Origin of the sequence: Aliiroseovarius marinus (assembly GCF_050881025.1) — a bacterium.
Lineage (GTDB): Bacteria > Pseudomonadota > Alphaproteobacteria > Rhodobacterales > Rhodobacteraceae > Aliiroseovarius > Aliiroseovarius marinus_A.
On sequence record NZ_JBNNXQ010000001.1, the window covers coordinates 519,631 to 537,251 of the forward strand.

Here is a 17,621-nt window from a genome sequence, read left to right on the forward strand (position 1 = left end):
CATCCGTCCGGCGCATATGGAGGACCCAATGAAGACAGCCCTTTCATTTGTCGCAGGACTTGCACTGACCACGACCGCCGCCCTGGCTGCGGATAAACCCGTGCTGCAAGTTTATGCGCCTGACTATTTCGCATCCGAGTGGGGCCCCGGCCCTTCGATCGAAAAAGGCTTTGAAGCCCAATGCAATTGCGATCTGGAGTTTGTCACCGGCGACGTCATGCCCCGCCTGATGCTGGAAGGCGAACGCACCGAAGCTGACGTGGTGATCGGCTTGAACACCGACGTGACTGCCCGCGCCCGTGCGTCCGGCCTATTCGCCGCTCACGGGTTGGACGTCAGCGGCCTGACCCTGCCCGTCGACTGGACCGACGACACCTTCGTACCGTTCGACTACAGCTATACCGCCTTCATCTATGACAACACCAAGATCACCGAGGCGCCCACCAGCTTTGATGCGCTTCTGGCGATGCCGGACGACACCAAAATCGTCATTCAGGACCCGCGCAGCTCGATCTCGGGCCTGGCGCTTCTGTTGTGGGTCAAATCAATCTACGGCGATAAAGCAGACGAGGCTTGGGCCAAGCTGAACCCGAAGATCCTGACCGTCACCAAAGGCTGGTCAGAGGCGTATGGCATGTTCACCGATGGCGAAGCCGACATGGTGCTGTCCTACGTGACCTCGCCCGCCTATCACATCATCGCCGAGGAAGACCTGACCAAGTCTGCCGCCATCTTCGACGAAGGCCACTATCTGTATGTGGACCTCGTGGGCAAAATCGCGAACACCGATCAGCCTGAACTGGCCGACGCCTTCATGGCCTATGTGCTCAGCGAAGAATTCCAGTCAGGTATCTCGACCACCAACTGGTCCTTCCCGTCGAAACTGGCCGCTGACAAGCTGCCGGAAGGCTTCCAAAACCTTCCCGTGCCCGCCAAGGCGCTGGTCTTCTCGGAAGAAGAGGCCGAGGCAATCCGCAAGTCGGCTCTGGACGAATGGCTCGCCGCGTCTACCAAATAAACCGCACCACCATCCTTGGCGCCCTGGCGCTTGGGGTGGTGGTCTGCCTGACCCTTGGCACGCTCATCGCTGTTGCGATGCGGGCCGAGGGCGGCACGGGCCTAGGCCCGGCTGATTGGGCCGCGCTGCGCTTTACGATTTGGCAAGCGCTTCTGTCTGCTGCCCTCAGCGTCATCCTTGCGATCCCCGTCGCCCGCGCACTGGCGCGCCGCAGCTTCCCCGGCCGCTCTGTCCTGATCACCCTTTTGGGCGCGCCGTTCATCCTGCCTGTGATCGTTGCCATCCTTGGCCTGATCGCAGTATTCGGCCGCACCGGGTTGATCTCGCAGGTCCTGGGATGGTTCGGGTTCGAGCCGATCTCGGTCTACGGCTATCACGGCGTCATTCTCGCCCATGTGTTCTTTAACTTGCCGCTCGCCACCCGCCTGATCCTACAAGGCTGGCTGGCCATTCCGTCCGAACGCTTCCGTCTGGCGGCATCGCTTGGCATGGGCCCCTCTGACATCGCCCGCACCTTGGAACGCCCGATGCTGCGCGAGGTCGTGCCTGGTGCGTTCCTAGTCATCTTCCTGATCTGCCTGACCTCTTTCGCCGTCGCGCTTGCGCTTGGCGGTGGACCCAAAGCGACCACGGTGGAACTTGCAATCTACGAGGCATTCCGCTTCGATTTCGACCTTGGCCGCGCGGCTCTTCTGGCGCTTGTGCAGTTCACCCTTGGCGCCACTGCAGCCCTTCTGGCCCTGCGCGTGGCGATCCCCGGCGATATGGGCACGGGGCTGGACCGCGCCGTGACCCGCTGGGACGACACCCGCCTTTTGCGCGTGCAAGACGTCACCGCAATCCTTCTGGCGAGCCTTTTCCTGATCCTGCCCCTGACCATGGTTGTGCTGGACGGGTTGCCTCGTCTATTGACCCTCCCGGCCGAGGTCTTCTCCGCCGCGGCCCGTTCCGTCATGGTCGCGCTACTCTCGGCCGCTGTAACCTTGATGCTCTCGCTACCGATTGCCGCTTTCGCGGTGCGTAGCACGTCGCGGTTGGTCGAGGGCATCGGGTATCTCACCATCGCCGCTTCGCCTCTGGTGATCGGCACCGGGCTGTTCATCATCGTCTTTCCTTTCGTAAAGCCGTCGGACCTTGCGTTGCCGATCACGGCGCTGGTGAACGCGGCCATGAGCCTGCCGTTTACCCTACGCGCGCTGGTGCCCGCCCTGACCGCGATCGAGCGGGACTACGGCAAGCTGGCGGATGGGCTGGGGATGACCGGAATGGCCCGGTTGCGTCACCTGTGGCTGCCGCGCCTGCGCCGACCGATGGGATTTGCACTGGGGTTGGCGGCGGCTCTGTCCATGGGCGACCTTGGTGTCATCGCCATGTTTGCAGACGGATCAAATGCCACTTTGCCCCTACAGCTTTATCGCCTGATGACAGCCTATCGGATGGAGGACGCAGCCGCAGCCGCCCTTCTGCTTCTGGCCCTGTCTCTGGCGTTGTTCTGGGTCTTCGACAAAGGAGGTCGCGTAGATGCTGACCGTTGACAACATGCGCATCGCGCTGGGTGATTTCAGCCTTGCCGGAGATTTCAAGATTGCCCCCGGAGCACGCGTTGCCGTGCTTGGCCCGTCCGGGGCCGGGAAATCCACGTTGCTGGCGGCCATTGCTGGGTTCCAACCGCTAGATGCGGGGCAAATCCTCTGGGACGCAAAGCCCATGCCCAAAGACCCCGCCGCGCGTCCGATCAGCATGGTATTTCAGGACAACAACCTGTTCCCCCACCTGACCGTCGCGCAGAACGTGGGGCTGGGCCTGCGCCCGAACCTGCGCTTGTCAGACGAGGACAATACCCGCGTCGCAAACGCCCTGACCCGCGTGGGGCTGGAGGGTATGGGAGACCGCAAACCCGCGCAGCTCTCCGGTGGTCAAATCGCCCGCGTGGCGCTGGCCCGCGTGCTCTTACGCGACCGCCCGGTGCTGCTTCTGGACGAACCCTTCGGCGCGCTTGGCCCTGCGCTGAAAGCCGAAATGCTGGAACTGGTCCGCACGCTGCTGGATGAGACCGGAGCAACTCTTCTGATGGTCAGCCACGACCCTGAGGACGCCCGCGTGCTGTGTGATCAGGTGGTGCTGGTGGCGGATGGGGTGGCCCATGCGCCCGTTGGGACGGAGGAGATGTTCGCGAACCCGCCGGAGGTGATGCGGGAGTATTTGGGAGGCTAAGGAAACTCACGCACATACATGTCGGTGTCCGCAGTCGAGAGTTCTTGTTTCAATTCAAATCCGGCTTTCTGTAGCACACGCGCCGAAGCAATGTTGTGCTTGTCGACACCGCCAACCAAACGCACGGGCCTGATTTGTCCGACGGCCGAGCACAGGCCGAGCAACATCTCCGACGCGTACCCCTGCCCCCATGCATGTTGTGCAAACAGATAGCCAATATGCAGCACGGTTTGACCTAGTGCGTCCGCCCCTTCTGCAAGGATCAACAGCCCCACGATGTCAGACGTATGCAGGCTCTCTATAATATGAACGTCACTTTCTTCGAACCTGGCATCAATCCAGTCCGAAATAGAGCCCTTGCCACCCTGCAATTGAAGAGACGGTGGCAGATGTTCGAGAACCTCTGGCGTCAGAACTCCACGGAGCTCAACTTCCAGAGATGCGCGCCTCACATGATCCGCAAGCACGTCGCGCCAACTGAATACCGAGAGATGCTGTGTTGTGAAGCAGCAGCAGGCCATCGAGGCTCCTAGATCCGAAGTTTGAGCAACCCTATCAGGTGCCAAAGCTTCAGTCCATTTGCGCCCGAACCCGTGGCCTCCCACATGGCCGGTTGGACAAAAAAGGGCGCCTTGCGGCGCCCTTCTCTATTCTATCAAACCCAACGCTTAGGCGTCGAATTTCTTGCCCTTGTGCGGGGCCCAGAGCTTCTTGTTCGTCAGGTACAGAAGCGAGGTCAGGAGGACCAGCATCAGGACCGAAACGAAACCGGCTTGCTTGCGCGCCATCATCTTGGGCTCAGCTGTCCACATCAGGAAGGCTGCAACGTCTTCGGCCAAGTGGTGGGCCGAGTTGTTGTGACCGTCGTCATAGTCGACGGAACCATCTTCCAACTGCGGAGGCATGGAGGTCCAGCCACCCGGGAACACGTCGTTGCCGTTCAGGTACTGACCAGCGACTTCCTGTTCTTCACCGTTAAACCCGGTCAGGAAAGCGGCGATGTATTCCGCGCCACCCATGCCTTTGACCAGCTGGTTCAAACCGGTGCCTGCCGGGCCGTGGAAGCCCGCGCGGGCCTTGGCCATCAAGGACAGGTCAGGACCCATGCCGTCACCTTCAACGGTCGGGAAGAAGTCCGCAGGCGTACGCGCGCGGTCATCATCCAGTTCCGGATCAAAGATGGTGAAGTTTTCGGCCGCATAAGCGCGAACTTCATCCTCGGTGTATTCGGGGCCACCTTTGTCCGACAGGGTACGCAGCGGCACGTAGCGCAGACCGTGACAGGCCGAGCAGACCTCGGTGTACACTTTCAGGCCGCGACGCAGCTGTTCCTTGTCATACTTACCAAACGGGCCTTCGAACGAGAAAGCAACGTCATGGACGTGACCGCCGTCCCCAGCTGCCTGAGCCGGACCAGCGGCCAGACCCAGAGCGATGATAGCGGTTGCTGTGAGTTGTTTGATCATTGTTCTCGATCCTCTCACTCGGCTGCGCCGGGATAATGGGCGTTGAAATCTTCCTCGATCGTTGCCGGCGGCGTTGCGGGTTTCTCGAAGAGACCCAGAAGCGGCAGGATAACCAGGAAGTAGGCGAACCAATAGGTGGAGCCGATCAGCGAAATCCAGTCATGCGGGAAGTTCGTGTCACGTGCACCAACCCACATCAGAACGACGAAGTCGATCAGAAGCAGGCGATACCACCATTTGAAGGCCGGGCGATATTGACCAGAGCGCACCGACGATGTGTCCAGCCAGGGTGCCAGGGCCATCACGATGATGGCGCCGAACATGGCCAGCACGCCGAAGAACTTGGCGTCGATGATGCCGCCGGTCACGAAGCTGACCAGTTGCACAACCCAAACGTCAGCAGTGAAGGCGCGCAGGATCGCGTAGAAGGGCAGGAAGTACCATTCGGGCACGATATGTGCGGGCGTCGCCAGGGCGTTTGCCTCGATGTAGTTGTCGGGGTGACCCAGATAGTTGGGCATGAAGCCGACAATCGCAAAGAAACCGATCAGAACCAGACCCAGCGCGAACAGATCTTTGATCACGAAGTAGGGCCAGAACGGCAGGGTGTCTTTCTTGGCTTCTTCTTTCGAACCACGGCGCACTTCAACACCGGTCGGGTTGTTGTTGCCCGTGGTGTGGAAGGCCCAGATGTGAACAGCGACAAGTGCCGCAATCACGAAGGGCAGCAGATAGTGCAGCGAGAAGAAGCGGTTCAGCGTGGCATTGTCCACAGCAGGTCCGCCCAGAAGGAAGGTCTGCAGCGGCTCGCCGATGAACGGGATCGCACCAAAGAGGCCGGTGATAACCGTCGCACCCCAGAAGGACATCTGACCCCAAGGCAGAACGTAGCCCATGAAGCCCGTGGCCATCATCAGAAGATAGATGATCATGCCAACGATCCATGTGATCTCGCGGGGGGCCTTGTACGACCCGTAGAACAGGCCGCGGAAGATGTGGATGTACACAGCCAGGAAGAACAGCGATGCGCCGTTCATGTGGATATAGCGGATCATATGACCGCCATTTACATCACGCATGATGTGTTCGATCGACGCGAAAGCCAGATCAACATGCGGGGTGTAGTGCATTACCAGAATGATGCCGGTGACGATTTGCAGCACCAGGCAGAAGGCAAGAACGATGCCCCAGATCCACCACCAGTTCAGGTTTTTCGGCGTGGGGATCATCAGCGTGCCATAAGCAAGGCCAACGATGGGCAGACGTTCGTCCAGCCACTTTTCAAAGCCCGACTTGGGCTCGTAGTGATCGTGAGGAATTCCAGACATGTAAGCCTCCCTTATCCCAGTTTGATCGTCGTTTCGTCGACGAACTCGGCGACGGGAACGGGCAGGTTTTCAGGTGCCGGACCTTTGCGGATACGGCCCGAGGTGTCGTAGTGCGACCCGTGGCAGGGGCAGTACCAACCGCCAAACTCGCCAGCGCCATCACCCAGAGGCACACAGCCAAGGTGAGTACACACACCCATCATCACCAGCCATTCGCCAGCTTCGTCCATGGCACGGTTCTGGTCGTCTGCCGACAGGGCTGCGTCACGGTTGTCGTTACGGGCGAAACCGTCGATCAGGTTGTCAGCGGTGTTGTCCGCACGGGCAACGTCGATTTCTTCCTGCGTACGGCGGCGGATGAAAACCGGCTTGCCCAGCCATTTCACGGTGATCTGGCTGCCAACGGCAACGTCAGCAATATCAACGCGAATCGAGCTGAGCGCCCGAACATCGGCGGATGGGTTCATCTGATTGACGAGCGGCCAGGCGGCAGCACCGGCTGTTACAGCAGCGGCCCCCCCGGTTGCATAGTAAAGGAAATCCCGGCGGGTCCCTTCATGGTCGTCGGCGTGTGACACGAGCGCATCTCCCTAGCTAGGTTGCAAAACCGCAACCGACACGACTTGAGACCGCTTGAGAAAGCAGTCCGTTTCGCGGCTGTTTAGCCAACCAGAAGCGTTCAGTCCAGAAGTCATTAGGGCGCAGGGGGGGCTTTTCAAGCCATTGATGTCACATGTTAGCGCCCGCAGCATGATTTGTGCGCATTCACCCCCTCTGGTTGAGCCGTCATGGGCGACTCAGGTGGGCTTGGTGGCAACCATGGCTTCGCGGGTGCAAAACACGGCAAACCAGTCATCCAGAGCATCCCGGCCCTTGCGCCAGTTTCGATCGTCATGACGGAAATCCAGATAGCCCAGCGCGCAGCCCACAGCAATCTGCCCCATGTCGAGCGGACCTGAAAGATGGCTCATCCAGCGGCTATTGAGCGCATCCAGCGCGCCTTCGATCTTGCCCCATTGGGCATCCATCCAGCCGCCATACTGCATATCTTCGGGACGGCAACGGTTCTCGTAGACCATCAGCACACCTGCATCCATGATTGCATCCGCAGTGGCTTCCAAGGTCAAAACTTCCCAGATCCGATCCTCGGGGTACAAATTGCTGCCCGCGCGGGCGTCCAGAAAACGGGTAATCACCCGGCTGTCATACAGCGCCGGCCCATCCGGTCGGATCAGCGCAGGAATTTTTGACAGCGGGTTTGCGGCTGTGATCGTGGGATGCGGCGCGGTCGGGGACGACGCGATATCAATCCGCTCGATATCCTCGTTTTGACCGGTTTCATGAAGCAATACCCGCACCTTGCGGGCAAACGGCGACGGGCCAGCCGAGATCAGTTGCATCTGTTACACCTTTCGAAATCGGATACGGGTGAGGCTGACGGCATCAATCTCGAACCCCGGCCCATTTTCGCCAAGCCGGATCACCCGGCGCATCCGCGCGGTGGTGTTGACCTGTTCGCGCTCGCGCCGCGCGGTCAGACCCTCTGGCGCATCATCCAAGGCATCCTCGGCACGCTGATCACGCCGCCCGCGTTCAACCGAACGGGCAAGCGCATAAGTCGCAACCGCGACAGTGCCGTAACGCAAAGCGACGGCAGCAATTGGGGCAAGTGGTAGAGCCATGGGTTCCTCCTTGTCCTAAATGTAGGAAGTCCGACCGCTTCTGTCCACTTACGCAGGGGTATCCACACTGATTATAGCTATTTGTCGCCAGAGTCAGACTTAAGCTTCTCAAGATGCTCCTGACGCATTTTTGCAGTCATCTCGATCCGGCGTTCGTTTTGCAGGGCCCGAGCGCCGTCAATATCTCGCTTCGCTCGAGCATACCAAACGACGCCCACCAGACCGCTAAGAGCAAGGCTTATCACAACAGCCATGGGTATCGAGATTACCGTCAGCCCAAGTTCCCAACGGATTGGAAAACTGACCACTGTGAAAACACCCCATGAGAGCATCCAAAACAGGAAAGCCTCATTGGAAGCACTCCGCCGGGCATGGCGTGCAAGATATGCATCGCTTTCAATTTTGTTGTGATTCAAAATTACCTCCACCCATTCATATAGTTATGATAGGGTGCAACTTGGGGCTTTCAACCTAGGCGGGCGGTTCATTCATCAGTTTTGCAACTTCGGCAAGCTCCTGCCCAAGGCCAGTTAGCATGTGCCGTGCCGCGGATTTGCGCACCCCATCGGGTTTGTTTTGGCCCAGTTTCCACGTGCCATCAATCGTCTCGACCTCAAGCCGCATGGGAACAATCATGCGCTCCATTTTTGCAATGGCTTCGGGTGACATCTTGTCGAAGGTCCATGGGGCTTTGCCTTCAATGCGCGCCTCGTACGCCGCTGACTGACGTTCAAGAATGTCATGAAGCGCAACCTGCTCCAGCGGGACCAGCCGCCCACGCAGATGCACGGCGACATAGTTCCAAGTGGGCACCTGATCCTCCGCCCCGTACCAATCGGGCGAGACATAGCCATCCGGGCCCGTCACGGCGATGACCGCCTGGGTCTCCTGTTTCAGCCGGGCAATGGGATTGGAGCGGACCAAATGGAACTCGGCCATCTTGCCGTCATCGGATAGAAGAAACGGGATGTGAGACAGCAAAAGCTCATCCGCTGTCACGCAAAGCGTGCCGAATGCGCGCGTTTGCGCGAAGCTGATATTCGCGGCCTGCTCCGCGCCACGAAAGATCTTGTTGGGGTGCATGTTTCATCCTCTGGCAGTCCTGCCCGGAAGATGATCAGACAATCAGTTGTTTGTCCACGATGCGGCTTGGTGTGGCCGTGATCAGCGCGCCTTCTTCTTGCGGCTCATCAAAGACAACTTCAGCAAAGAACTCGGTGCGTCCCATTGTTGGGTTTTCCATCAAGACCCGATGTTCACGCCCGACATGTTCCGACAAATGGCGTTGAACCTGCGCATCTCCCGCCGCGCGCAGCCGTGCCGCACGCTCTTTGATTACGTTGCCGTTCACCTTGTTGGGAATCTTCGCCGCAGGCGTGCCTTCGCGCTTTGAGTACGGGAAGACGTGCAGCCAGGTCAGGTCACAATCTTCGACAAGCTTCAGGCTGTTTTCGAAATGCGCATCGGTTTCGGTGGGGAAGCCTGCAATGATGTCCGCACCGAAGGTGATGCCGGGGCGCAGTTTGCGGGCCTCTTCACAAAACGCAATTGCGTCGTCACGCAGATGGCGGCGCGCCATGCGTTTCAGGATCAGGTCATCGCCGTGCTGCAGGCTGAGGTGGAGATGTGGCATCAATCGCGGCTCGGAGGCGATGGCCAGCATCAGGTTCTCATCCGCCTCGATGGAATCGATCGAGCTGATGCGAAGGCGCGGCAGGTCCGGCACCAAACGCAGAATACGCATAACCAGATCGCCCAAACGCGGTTCCCCCGGCAGGTCAGCACCCCAGCTGGTCAGGTCCACGCCGGTCAGAACGACCTCGTTGAAGCCGCGATCCACAAGACGTTTGATCTGGTCCACAACCACGCCCGCAGGAACAGAGCGGGAGTTTCCTCGGCCATAGGGGATGATGCAAAATGTGCAGCGGTGATCGCAGCCGTTCTGGACCTGCACATAGGCACGGGACCGCGTGCCGAACCCATCGATCAGGTGGCTGGCGGTTTCCGTCACCGACATGATGTCGTTGACCTGCACGCGCTCAGTCTCGCCGATCAGGTCGGGGGCTAGCCCCGCCCAAGTTTCAGGCGACATCTTCTCATGATTGCCGATGACGGCGTCGACTTCATCCATGGCGGTGAAGGTCTCGGGCTCGGTCTGAGCCGCACAGCCGGTGACGATCACCTTGGCGTCAGGGTTTTCGCGGCGCAGCTTGCGGATCTCCTGCCGCGCCTTACGCACGGCTTCCGCAGTCACCGCACATGTGTTGACCACCACGGCCCCCTCAACGCCCGCATCATCCGCCAGACGTTTCATCGCCTCGGTTTCATAGGCGTTCAGGCGACAGCCCAGCGTCGCAAAGACAGGAGGTTTCGACGCCATCTTACAGCCCCTTCAGGAAGGCTTGCGTCAGCTGGCCCTTATAAACAAATGCGGTGGGGCCGGTCATCCAGACGCCGTCGTCGCGCCAATCCAGGGTCAACCATCCGCCATCCAGCTCCATCCGCACGCGCTTGTCCGTCAGGCCGCGTTGATGGGCCGCCACAGCGGTCGCACAGGCGCCGGACCCACAGGCCAGGGTGATCCCGGTGCCGCGCTCCCAAACGCGCATCCGGATCTCATCGCGTGACCGCACCTGAGCAAACTCGACATTTGTGGCTTCTGGGAAAAGCGGATCGTTTTCGAACCGGGGACCAATGCCTTCGACATCCACCGCCTCGGCATCATCCACAAAGAACACGCAATGCGGATTGCCCATGCCAACGGCCACAGGATCGCCATCTAGTGGAAGATGCTGCAAGTCCACATCCTGTGACAGCGGCAGATCTTTCCACGTCACCTGAGGTTGCCCCATGTTGACAGCAACCAAATCGCCATCGGCACGAGCCTCCAGCAGGCCGCGCGCAGTGCGGATCGTCAGCGCATCCTTGCCCGTCTGATCCATCATATAGCGCGCCACACAGCGCGTCGCGTTCCCGCAAGCGCCGGCCCGGCTGCCATCCGCGTTCCAGAAATCCAGATCAATATCCGCCTCGTCCGAGCTTCTGATCTCGGCCAGTTGATCGAACCCGACTCCACGATTGCGATCGCCCAGCCCCGCTGCCAAATCACCTGTCACAATAGCATCCCGCCCCCGTGAATCGATCATCACGAAGTCATTGCCTGCCCCATGCCATTTCATGAACTCAAAGGCATCCATATCTGCGCTTTCATTGGCCATAGGCCGCGATATAAGCCCTTGGCAAAACTTTTGCCAGAGATCGTGCAGATTCATTCGAAAATGGGGTTGACCCCGACCGCCCGTCGCTTTAGTCACCGCGCCACAGAGTGGGCCGTTAGCTCAGTTGGTAGAGCAACTGACTTTTAATCAGTGGGTCGAAGGTTCGAATCCTTCACGGCTCACCACTTTCATCTTAAATATCAAGATGTTGCGAGCCGCGCCTTAGGGCGCGGCTTTCGCTTGTCGAGCTGCCAGAGACGGCTCAAAGACGCAATAGGTGAGAATCGAGAGCGCTTCAGATACTGCTCTCCATACTGTGAAATTCATCCACAGCCATGGCAGAACACCGACACCAACGCCGGCAAAAACCGTCTTTCAAACATCGACAACCACACGATCCAAATTGGAAAACCTAAGCGCGTGCGATCCGTTTCGCCACATCGAGCATGCGGTGCGAAAAACCCCATTCATTGTCATACCAGCCAAAGACCCTCAAAAGTCCACCGGCACAGACCGAGGTCTCCAACCCTGATATCACAAGGCTTTCCGGGCGCATTCTCAGGTCCGAAGAAACCAGCGGTTCTTCCGTCCACCCCAGAACCTGCCCATTGGCCGCAGCTTTCAGTATTTCATTGGCTTGTTCCTCAGATGCATCCCGTGACAATCGCACGGTCAGGTCAATCGCAGAAACACTGGCGGTCGGAACCCGGATTGCACGCGCCTCGATCCGATCTGCCAGATGCGGCAGCACTTCGCCCACAAGGTTGCGTGCGCTGGTGGTTGTTGGCACCATGGACAGTGCCGCCGCCCTTGATCGCGCCGGATTATCGCGCGGCTTGTCAACAGTTGGCTGGCTGCCGGTATAGCAATGCACCGTGGTCATATGTCCACCGACAATGCCCAGCTCGTCATCAAGAAGCTTTAGAAGCGGGGCCAACGCATTGGTCGTACATGAGGCGTTCGACACAATCTTCTGTCCCGTCAGCTGATCATCATTCGCGCCCAGCACGATGGTCACGTCAGCCTCGGATGATGGCCCTGAAATCAGCACATTCCGGGCACCTGCCTGAAGTCCGCGCTCTGCCACCGCGCGTTTTCCGGCCATGCCGGTGCATTCCAGAACCACGTCGATATCGCCGAGATCCATCGAACTGATATCTGCAAGATCATGAAAAGGAATGGTTGTGCCGTTGATGGTCAATTCACCATCACCTGCCGTCACCTCTCCGGGGAAGGGCCCAAAAACACTGTCGTATTTGAACAGGTAGGCACAGGTATCAAGGTTCTCGATGTCGTTGATAAAGGCCACTTCGAACGGGCCGGGATCAGCGGACAAGATGCGCAGGATCGACCGGCCGATACGGCCAAACCCATTCAGCCCGATGCGGATTTTATCTGACATGCCTTCATCCCTTCACGCTTTGCAACGTTACAGAAGGGGAATGGCTCAGAAAGCGCAAGAGCCAGTGGCGACATTTACGGGTGTCCAAGCGGCATGTGCCGATTGACATCCTTGTAAAGCAGATACCGGAAGGGGCCGGGGCCGCCTGCATAGCAAGCCTGCGGGCAAAATGCGCGCAGCCACATGTAGTCGCCGGCCTCTACCTCGACCCAATCCTGATTAAGCCTGTAGACCGCCTTACCTTCCAGAACATAAAGCCCGTGCTCCATCACATGGGTTTCGGCAAACGGAATCACGCCGCCGGGTTGAAAGGTGACGATATTGACATGCATGTCATGAGACATATCCGCCGGGTCCACGAAGCGCGTCGTGGCCCAAGCCCCATCCGTATCGGGCATTGGGATCGGTGGGTGGGTGGCCTCGGTCGTGACAAAGGGGCGGGGCGGGGCAATGCCATCAACCGGCTGATAGGCTTTCCGAATCCAGTGGAAACTGGTGGGCTCTGTGGACACATTGGACAGCGTCCAGCCGCAGCCCGCGGGAAGATAAGCATACCCCCCTACCCCCAGCACATGCTCTGTGCCTTCAATATTCAAAGCAATCTCGCCCGCCACAACGAAGATCACGGCCTGCGCGCTGGTGTCGGCTTCTGGCTGCGTGGACCCACCGCCGGGTGCGACTTCGGCAATATAGTGCGAAAACGTCTCCGCAAAGCCGGACAGGGGTCGCGCCAATACCCAGAACCGCGCCTTGTTCCAATGGGGCAGCGCCGAGGTGGTAATGTCTGAAAGCGTGCCCTTCGGGATCACCGCATAGGCGTCGGTAAAGACGGCACGGTCGGTCAGCAGCTGCGTTTGCGGTGGAAGGCCGCCTTTGGGCACATAATAGGTGGGTTTGGACATGAGCCTCTCCTTCAGACGCCCCACTAAAGCGCGAATAGGCGCAAACGCCAAGCAATTTACGCCCGACGCTGAGGGCCGAGATGACAGCATCTCACGTTTTCGTAAGTTGGATAGACGCGAACCGGAATTCGGTTCACAAAACACACGAACCCACGCAGGTTTGGGATCAACAAGGAGGCGTCATGCTGGACGCATATGCACGAAAACTGATTGACCCGCCCCTGAACAGGGTGGGGCGCATGCTGGCGCGCATGGGCATCAGTGCGAATGCCGTGACGCTTTTCGGGCTTGCACTGGGGCTGGCGGCTGCCGGGGCGATTGCCGCCGGGGCCTTTACCATGGCGCTTTGGTTGGTGCTTCTTTCACGGCTGGCTGATGGGCTGGATGGTGCAGTGGCACGTGCGGCGCAAAAAACCGACTTCGGCGGCTATCTCGACATCGCTTCGGATTTTCTGTTTTACGGCATCGTGCCCTTCGGCTTCGTGCTTTATGACCCGACAACAAATGGCATTGCAGGCGCTTATTTGTTGCTAAGTTTCTATGTGAACGGCGCAAGCTTTCTGGGCTTTGCCATCCTGGCCGAAAAGCGCGAAATGCAAACAAGCGCTCAAGGCGTGAAGTCGCTTTATTACTCCAACGGACTGCTTGAAGGCACCGAAACCATCGCCTTTTTTGTGCTGCTTTGCCTGGCACCCCGCTTCTTCATGCCACTGGCTTGGGCCTTTGGCACCTTGTGCTTCATCACCGCCTTCCTACGCGTCTGGGGCGCGTATCAGGTGTTTGGTGACCCGATATCCGATCAACAGGAGACCTCATGAAACCTCTCGCTTTTGCCGCCGGTCTGGCGGTGTCCACCCTATTGCCACTGGCCACTCAAGCAGACCCTAATCCGGCGGATTGGGACGCTGTCCTGACCGAAGCAAAGGGTCAGACCGTCTATTGGAACGCCTGGGGCGGATCGCCCACCACCAATGCCTTCATTGACTGGGCCGGCGACCAGATCGAAGCGCGCTATGGCGTCACATTGGAACATGTGAAACTGACCGACACCGCCGACGCCGTGACCCGTGTTCTGTCTGAAAAGCAAGCCGGACAGAACGAAGATGGCGCGATTGATATGATCTGGATCAACGGCGCCAATTTCGCATCGATGAAAGATGCGGACCTTCTTTTCGGGCCCTTCGCCGAACAGCTTCCAAACTGGGAATTTGTCGATGTTGACGGCAAAACCGTGCGCACCGACTTCACCGTGCCAGTCGACGGCTTTGAAGCCCCGTGGGCCATGGCGCAGGTTGTGTTCATGTATGACACGGCGGACATCCCCGCTCCCCTGCCCTCGGCCGCGGCAATCCTTGACTGGGCCAAGTCGCATCCGGGTCGCTTCACCTATCCGCAGCCACCGGATTTTCTGGGTACCACTTTTCTAAAACAGATGCTGGTCGAGCTGCTCGATGACACCACGCCACTCTCGCAACCGGTGACAGACGAAACCTATGCCAAAACCACCGCCCCGCTTTGGGATTATCTTGAAGAGTTGACACCCGTGCTTTGGCGCGAGGGTCGCACCTTTCCCGCCACCGGCACGCAGCAGATCCAGCTGATGAATGACGGCGAGCTGGACCTGGCCATCTCGTTCAGCCCCGGCGCGGCCTCTACCGCCATTGCCAATTACGAGCTGCCAAACACGGTGCGCACCTTCGTTCTGGACAAAGGCACGATCGGCAACGCCTCATTTGTGGCAATTCCCTATAACTCGGGCTCGAAAGCTGGTGCGATGGTGCTGGCAAACTTCCTGATGTCCCCCGAGGCGCAGGCCAACGCCCAAAATCCCGATGTACTGGGCTATGGCACGGTCCTGAATATGGATGCCCTGTCCGACGACGATCGCGCCCGGTTCGAGGAACTGGAACTGGGCATTGCCACCTTGTCGCCCGCAGAGCTTGGCCGTGTACAGGACGAGCCGCATCCCAGCTGGATGACCCGCATTGCCGAAGACTGGCAATCCCGCTACGGCGTGCAGTAACCTCTGTGCCCCGCGGTCAATGCGGGGCGCAAACCAGACACTGATATGGCCAGCTTCCCGCGCATTCCACTTTTCCCTGCCCTCACCGCACTGATCCTTCTGGGACCAGTTGTGACCGGTTTGGCGGGCACGGTTCTGCCTGCATTTGGCCATTTCCCGGCAGCCGGCCATCATGGCCCGTCGCTGGACGCCTTTCGCACCCTTCTGACATGGCCGGGATTGGGGGCGGCCACGCGGCTCTCTCTTGTCACCGGGCTGGCCGCTTCGTTCCTGTCAATCGCGATGACCGCGCTGATTTTGGCCGGTTGGTCAGGCACGCGGGGGTTTCGTAGCCTTGAGCGCCTGTTGTCCCCCTTCCTGTCCGTGCCCCATGCGGCGGCGGCCTTTGGGCTGGCTTTTCTGATCGCACCGTCTGGTTGGATCGCAAGGCTGTTTTCACCCTGGCTCACCGGGTGGGACCGCCCGCCCGATCTGTTGATCCTGAACGACCCTTGGGGCCTCAGCCTCATCGCGGGAATGGTGGTGAAAGAGGTGCCATTCCTGTTGCTCATGTCCATCGCGGCCCTTGGCCAGATAGATGGCACAAGGCGCATGGCGCTGTGTCAAAGCATGGGGTACGGGCGCATTCGGGCATGGATGATCGCCATCTTCCCGGCGCTCTATGCGCGCATTCGCTTGCCCGTGCTGGTCGTGCTGACATGGTCCATGTCCGTGGTCGATGTGGCCGTCATCCTTGGACCATCAACGCCCCCGACACTATCGGTGCAAATCGTGCGCTGGATGTCAGACCCGGACATCGCGCAACGCCTGCTGGCCGCTGCGGCGGCCTTGTGGCAATTGGGACTTGTCATTGGGGCCGTTGGGCTTTGGTGGCTGGGCGAACACCTATTCAGCCGGCTGGGCCTTGTCCAAAGCCAGTCCGGGCGCCGCGGATCACATGACTTACCCCTGCGGGTGGCTGGGTTCACAATGGGGCTTGCAACGTCAATTGCGCTGATCTTCAGCCTGCTTGGATTGCTTGTCTGGTCCTTTGCCGGGTTCTGGAGCTTCCCCGACCTTGCCCCGGATCAACTTAGCCTGCGCAGTTGGGCGCGCCACTGGTCGGGCGCGTTCGAGGCCTTTGGTGAAACCGCCCTGATTGCCACGCTTGCCGTCGCAATCGGGCTTGTCCTGACCGTCGGCTGCCTGGAAACCGAAGAGCGTCACAACTTACGCCTCACCCGGCGGGGCATGTGGTTGATCTATCTGCCCTTGATCGTGCCGCAAACGGCCTTTTTGCCGGGGCTTCAAACCCTGTTTCTGACACTTGGGTTGGACATGGGGCGCATGCCTGTTGTGCTTATGCATCTGGTCTTTGTCTTGCCCTATCTGCGCCTGTCGCTGGAAGGGCCGTGGCAGGGATGGGATCGCAGACAAGCCACCGTGGCCAAGGCCATGGGCGCGTCGCATGCGCGTATTCTCTGGCGTTTGCGCCTGCCCATGCTTCTGGCGCCGCTTCTGACAGCGACTGCTGTGGGGGTGGCAGTTTCCGTCGGGCAATATCTGCCCACGTTGCTGGCAGGCGGTGGCCGGATTGAAACATTGACCACTGAAGCGGTTGCTCTGGCCTCGGGCGGAGACCGGCGTGCCATTGGTGTATTTGGATTGATGCAGACGGGCGCCGCATTGCTGCCATTCGCGCTGGCCTTGGCTCTGCCCGCGCTGATATGGCGCAATCGAAAAGGGGTAAGATATGGCTGACGGTCTTTCGCTGGAAAACATCGTAATCAAAAAGGGAGAGGACACCCTTTTGTCAGTCGACGCGCGGATTCCCCCCGGCACAGTGACCACCATTATGGGGCCGTCTGGCGTTGGAAAATCCACACTTCTGTCAGCAGTGATTGGCACATTGGCCCCTGAGTTCACGCTCTCTGGTCAGATCAAACTGAACGGGCAGGATCTGACCCGCTTGCCCCCCGAAGCCCGCGGCACCGGCATCCTGTTTCAGGACGCGCTGCTGTTTCCCCATCTCAGCGTCGGTGCAAACCTTGCATTTGGCCTGACGCCCGGCGGCACACGCACGGAGCGGCGAGACAGGATTGATGCCGCCCTTTGCGAGGTTGGCCTTGAAGGGTTTGCCCAGCGTGACCCCGCCACCCTCTCAGGCGGGCAACGCGCACGGGTGGCCTTGATGCGTATGCTGCTGTCACAGCCCAAAGCGCTGTTGCTGGACGAACCCTTCGCGGGTCTCGATGCTGAGTTGCGTGGGCAGATACGGGATCTTGTCTTTGAGCACGCAAGCGCAGGCGCTTTGCCGGTGCTTTTGGTGACACATGACCGCGAAGACGCGCTGGCCGCCGGTGGGCCAGTCATCACGCTGGATTAGAGC

At 59.5% G+C, this 17,621-nt stretch carries 19 protein-coding genes and 1 tRNA gene; 8 read left to right on the forward strand and 12 right to left on the reverse strand.

The features are described 5' to 3' along the window. The first annotated feature begins 28 nt into the window (after positions 1–28). From thiB to ACRY08_RS02465, 3 genes are read left to right on the forward strand one after another with little or no spacing between them, the layout of a single operon-like run. Positions 29–1,018, forward strand: a complete 990-nt coding sequence (gene thiB / locus ACRY08_RS02455) for a thiamine ABC transporter substrate binding subunit (RefSeq protein WP_432448255.1) — start codon at positions 29–31, stop codon at positions 1,016–1,018. Further along, complete coding sequence (locus ACRY08_RS02460) at positions 994–2,553, forward strand: thiamine/thiamine pyrophosphate ABC transporter permease ThiP (protein WP_432448256.1); 1,560 nt, start codon at positions 994–996, stop codon at positions 2,551–2,553. The genes thiB and ACRY08_RS02460 overlap by 25 nt, the downstream gene beginning before the upstream one ends. Beyond that, a complete protein-coding gene (locus ACRY08_RS02465) occupies positions 2,540–3,232 on the forward strand; it encodes a thiamine ABC transporter ATP-binding protein (RefSeq protein ID WP_432448257.1) in 693 nt (230 codons plus the stop codon). The genes ACRY08_RS02460 and ACRY08_RS02465 overlap by 14 nt, the downstream gene beginning before the upstream one ends. On the opposite strand, the gene ACRY08_RS02470 is transcribed toward ACRY08_RS02465, so the two are convergent. The 10 genes from ACRY08_RS02470 to dapF all read right to left on the reverse strand — a co-directional run bounded on the left by ACRY08_RS02470 (position 3,229) and on the right by dapF (position 10,926). After that, positions 3,229–3,753 (reverse strand): GNAT family N-acetyltransferase, encoded by a 525-nt coding sequence (locus tag ACRY08_RS02470; RefSeq protein ID WP_432448258.1) that lies wholly within the window; start codon positions 3,751–3,753, stop codon positions 3,229–3,231. The genes ACRY08_RS02465 and ACRY08_RS02470 overlap by 4 nt on opposite strands. Before the next feature lie 147 nt (positions 3,754–3,900). Next, on the reverse strand, positions 3,901–4,698 hold the full coding sequence (locus ACRY08_RS02475) for a cytochrome c1 (RefSeq protein WP_432448259.1): 798 nt from the start codon (positions 4,696–4,698) through the stop codon (positions 3,901–3,903). Between the two features lie 14 nt (positions 4,699–4,712). After that, entirely contained in the window at positions 4,713–6,026 is a 1,314-nt protein-coding gene (gene petB, locus ACRY08_RS02480) for a cytochrome b (protein ID WP_432448260.1), read from the reverse strand. An 11-nt stretch (positions 6,027–6,037) separates the two neighbouring features. Further along, positions 6,038–6,604 (reverse strand): ubiquinol-cytochrome c reductase iron-sulfur subunit, encoded by a 567-nt coding sequence (petA, locus tag ACRY08_RS02485; protein ID WP_432448261.1) that lies wholly within the window; start codon positions 6,602–6,604, stop codon positions 6,038–6,040. Between the two features lie 219 nt (positions 6,605–6,823). Next, on the reverse strand, positions 6,824–7,426 hold the full coding sequence (locus tag ACRY08_RS02490) for a glutathione S-transferase (protein ID WP_432448262.1): 603 nt from the start codon (positions 7,424–7,426) through the stop codon (positions 6,824–6,826). Positions 7,427–7,429: 3 nt separating this feature from the next. Beyond that, on the reverse strand, positions 7,430–7,708 hold the full coding sequence (locus ACRY08_RS02495) for a hypothetical protein (protein ID WP_432448263.1): 279 nt from the start codon (positions 7,706–7,708) through the stop codon (positions 7,430–7,432). 77 nt (positions 7,709–7,785) lie between these two features. Next, positions 7,786–8,124, reverse strand: coding sequence for a hypothetical protein (locus ACRY08_RS02500; protein WP_432448265.1), 339 nt, complete (start codon positions 8,122–8,124; stop codon positions 7,786–7,788). A 55-nt stretch (positions 8,125–8,179) separates the two neighbouring features. After that, positions 8,180–8,791: an FMN-binding negative transcriptional regulator gene (locus ACRY08_RS02505; RefSeq protein WP_432448266.1), complete on the reverse strand. Its 612-nt coding sequence runs from the start codon at positions 8,789–8,791 to the stop codon at positions 8,180–8,182. Positions 8,792–8,825: 34 nt separating this feature from the next. Then, on the reverse strand, positions 8,826–10,088 hold the full coding sequence (gene mtaB / locus ACRY08_RS02510) for a tRNA (N(6)-L-threonylcarbamoyladenosine(37)-C(2))-methylthiotransferase MtaB (protein WP_432448267.1): 1,263 nt from the start codon (positions 10,086–10,088) through the stop codon (positions 8,826–8,828). A gap of 1 nt (position 10,089) precedes the next feature. Next, entirely contained in the window at positions 10,090–10,926 is an 837-nt protein-coding gene (gene dapF / locus ACRY08_RS02515; RefSeq protein ID WP_432448269.1) for a diaminopimelate epimerase, read from the reverse strand. Between the two features lie 109 nt (positions 10,927–11,035). Between dapF and ACRY08_RS02520 the strand changes: the two genes are divergently transcribed. Then, positions 11,036–11,111, forward strand: a tRNA-Lys gene (locus tag ACRY08_RS02520). A 227-nt stretch (positions 11,112–11,338) separates the two neighbouring features. On the opposite strand, the gene ACRY08_RS02525 is transcribed toward ACRY08_RS02520, so the two are convergent. Further along, complete coding sequence (locus tag ACRY08_RS02525) at positions 11,339–12,328, reverse strand: type I glyceraldehyde-3-phosphate dehydrogenase (protein ID WP_432448270.1); 990 nt, start codon at positions 12,326–12,328, stop codon at positions 11,339–11,341. A 74-nt stretch (positions 12,329–12,402) separates the two neighbouring features. After that, on the reverse strand, positions 12,403–13,230 hold the full coding sequence (locus ACRY08_RS02530) for a bifunctional allantoicase/(S)-ureidoglycine aminohydrolase (RefSeq protein ID WP_432448271.1): 828 nt from the start codon (positions 13,228–13,230) through the stop codon (positions 12,403–12,405). 182 nt (positions 13,231–13,412) lie between these two features. On the opposite strand from ACRY08_RS02530, the gene ACRY08_RS02535 reads away from it, so the two are divergent. The 4 genes from ACRY08_RS02535 to ACRY08_RS02550 are packed head-to-tail and all read left to right on the forward strand — an operon-like array spanning position 13,413 to position 17,618. Further along, positions 13,413–14,048 carry a CDP-alcohol phosphatidyltransferase family protein gene (locus ACRY08_RS02535; RefSeq protein WP_432448272.1) on the forward strand — a complete coding sequence of 212 codons (636 nt, stop codon included), beginning with the start codon at positions 13,413–13,415 and terminating at the stop codon, positions 14,046–14,048. Beyond that, positions 14,045–15,253 (forward strand): ABC transporter substrate-binding protein, encoded by a 1,209-nt coding sequence (locus ACRY08_RS02540; RefSeq protein WP_432448273.1) that lies wholly within the window; start codon positions 14,045–14,047, stop codon positions 15,251–15,253. The genes ACRY08_RS02535 and ACRY08_RS02540 overlap by 4 nt, the downstream gene beginning before the upstream one ends. 45 nt (positions 15,254–15,298) lie before the next feature. Beyond that, positions 15,299–16,993 (forward strand): ABC transporter permease, encoded by a 1,695-nt coding sequence (locus ACRY08_RS02545; protein WP_432448274.1) that lies wholly within the window; start codon positions 15,299–15,301, stop codon positions 16,991–16,993. After that, positions 16,986–17,618 carry an ATP-binding cassette domain-containing protein gene (locus ACRY08_RS02550; RefSeq protein WP_432448275.1) on the forward strand — a complete coding sequence of 211 codons (633 nt, stop codon included), beginning with the start codon at positions 16,986–16,988 and terminating at the stop codon, positions 17,616–17,618. Before ACRY08_RS02545 ends, ACRY08_RS02550 begins: the two co-directional genes overlap by 8 nt. Positions 17,619–17,621 lie beyond the last annotated feature (3 nt).

What these genes read in the sequence shown, in the direction of transcription:
- thiB (WP_432448255.1), top strand. Translation starts at nt 29, where the DNA reads ATGAAGACAGCCCTTTCATTTGTCGCAGGACTTGCACTGACCACGACC.
- ACRY08_RS02460 (WP_432448256.1), top strand. Translation starts at nt 994, where the DNA reads ATGGCTCGCCGCGTCTACCAAATAAACCGCACCACCATCCTTGGCGCC.
- ACRY08_RS02465 (WP_432448257.1), top strand. Translation starts at nt 2,540, where the DNA reads ATGCTGACCGTTGACAACATGCGCATCGCGCTGGGTGATTTCAGCCTT.
- ACRY08_RS02470 (WP_432448258.1), bottom strand. Translation starts at nt 3,753, where the DNA reads ATGGCCTGCTGCTGCTTCACAACACAGCATCTCTCGGTATTCAGTTGG.
- ACRY08_RS02475 (WP_432448259.1), bottom strand. Translation starts at nt 4,698, where the DNA reads ATGATCAAACAACTCACAGCAACCGCTATCATCGCTCTGGGTCTGGCC.
- petB (WP_432448260.1), bottom strand. Translation starts at nt 6,026, where the DNA reads ATGTCTGGAATTCCTCACGATCACTACGAGCCCAAGTCGGGCTTTGAA.
- ACRY08_RS02490 (WP_432448262.1), bottom strand. Translation starts at nt 7,426, where the DNA reads ATGCAACTGATCTCGGCTGGCCCGTCGCCGTTTGCCCGCAAGGTGCGG.
- ACRY08_RS02495 (WP_432448263.1), bottom strand. Translation starts at nt 7,708, where the DNA reads ATGGCTCTACCACTTGCCCCAATTGCTGCCGTCGCTTTGCGTTACGGC.
- ACRY08_RS02505 (WP_432448266.1), bottom strand. Translation starts at nt 8,791, where the DNA reads ATGCACCCCAACAAGATCTTTCGTGGCGCGGAGCAGGCCGCGAATATC.
- mtaB (WP_432448267.1), bottom strand. Translation starts at nt 10,088, where the DNA reads ATGGCGTCGAAACCTCCTGTCTTTGCGACGCTGGGCTGTCGCCTGAAC.
- dapF (WP_432448269.1), bottom strand. Translation starts at nt 10,926, where the DNA reads ATGGCCAATGAAAGCGCAGATATGGATGCCTTTGAGTTCATGAAATGG.
- ACRY08_RS02525 (WP_432448270.1), bottom strand. Translation starts at nt 12,328, where the DNA reads ATGTCAGATAAAATCCGCATCGGGCTGAATGGGTTTGGCCGTATCGGC.
- ACRY08_RS02530 (WP_432448271.1), bottom strand. Translation starts at nt 13,230, where the DNA reads ATGTCCAAACCCACCTATTATGTGCCCAAAGGCGGCCTTCCACCGCAA.
- ACRY08_RS02535 (WP_432448272.1), top strand. Translation starts at nt 13,413, where the DNA reads ATGCTGGACGCATATGCACGAAAACTGATTGACCCGCCCCTGAACAGG.
- ACRY08_RS02540 (WP_432448273.1), top strand. Translation starts at nt 14,045, where the DNA reads ATGAAACCTCTCGCTTTTGCCGCCGGTCTGGCGGTGTCCACCCTATTG.
- ACRY08_RS02545 (WP_432448274.1), top strand. Translation starts at nt 15,299, where the DNA reads ATGGCCAGCTTCCCGCGCATTCCACTTTTCCCTGCCCTCACCGCACTG.
- ACRY08_RS02550 (WP_432448275.1), top strand. Translation starts at nt 16,986, where the DNA reads ATGGCTGACGGTCTTTCGCTGGAAAACATCGTAATCAAAAAGGGAGAG.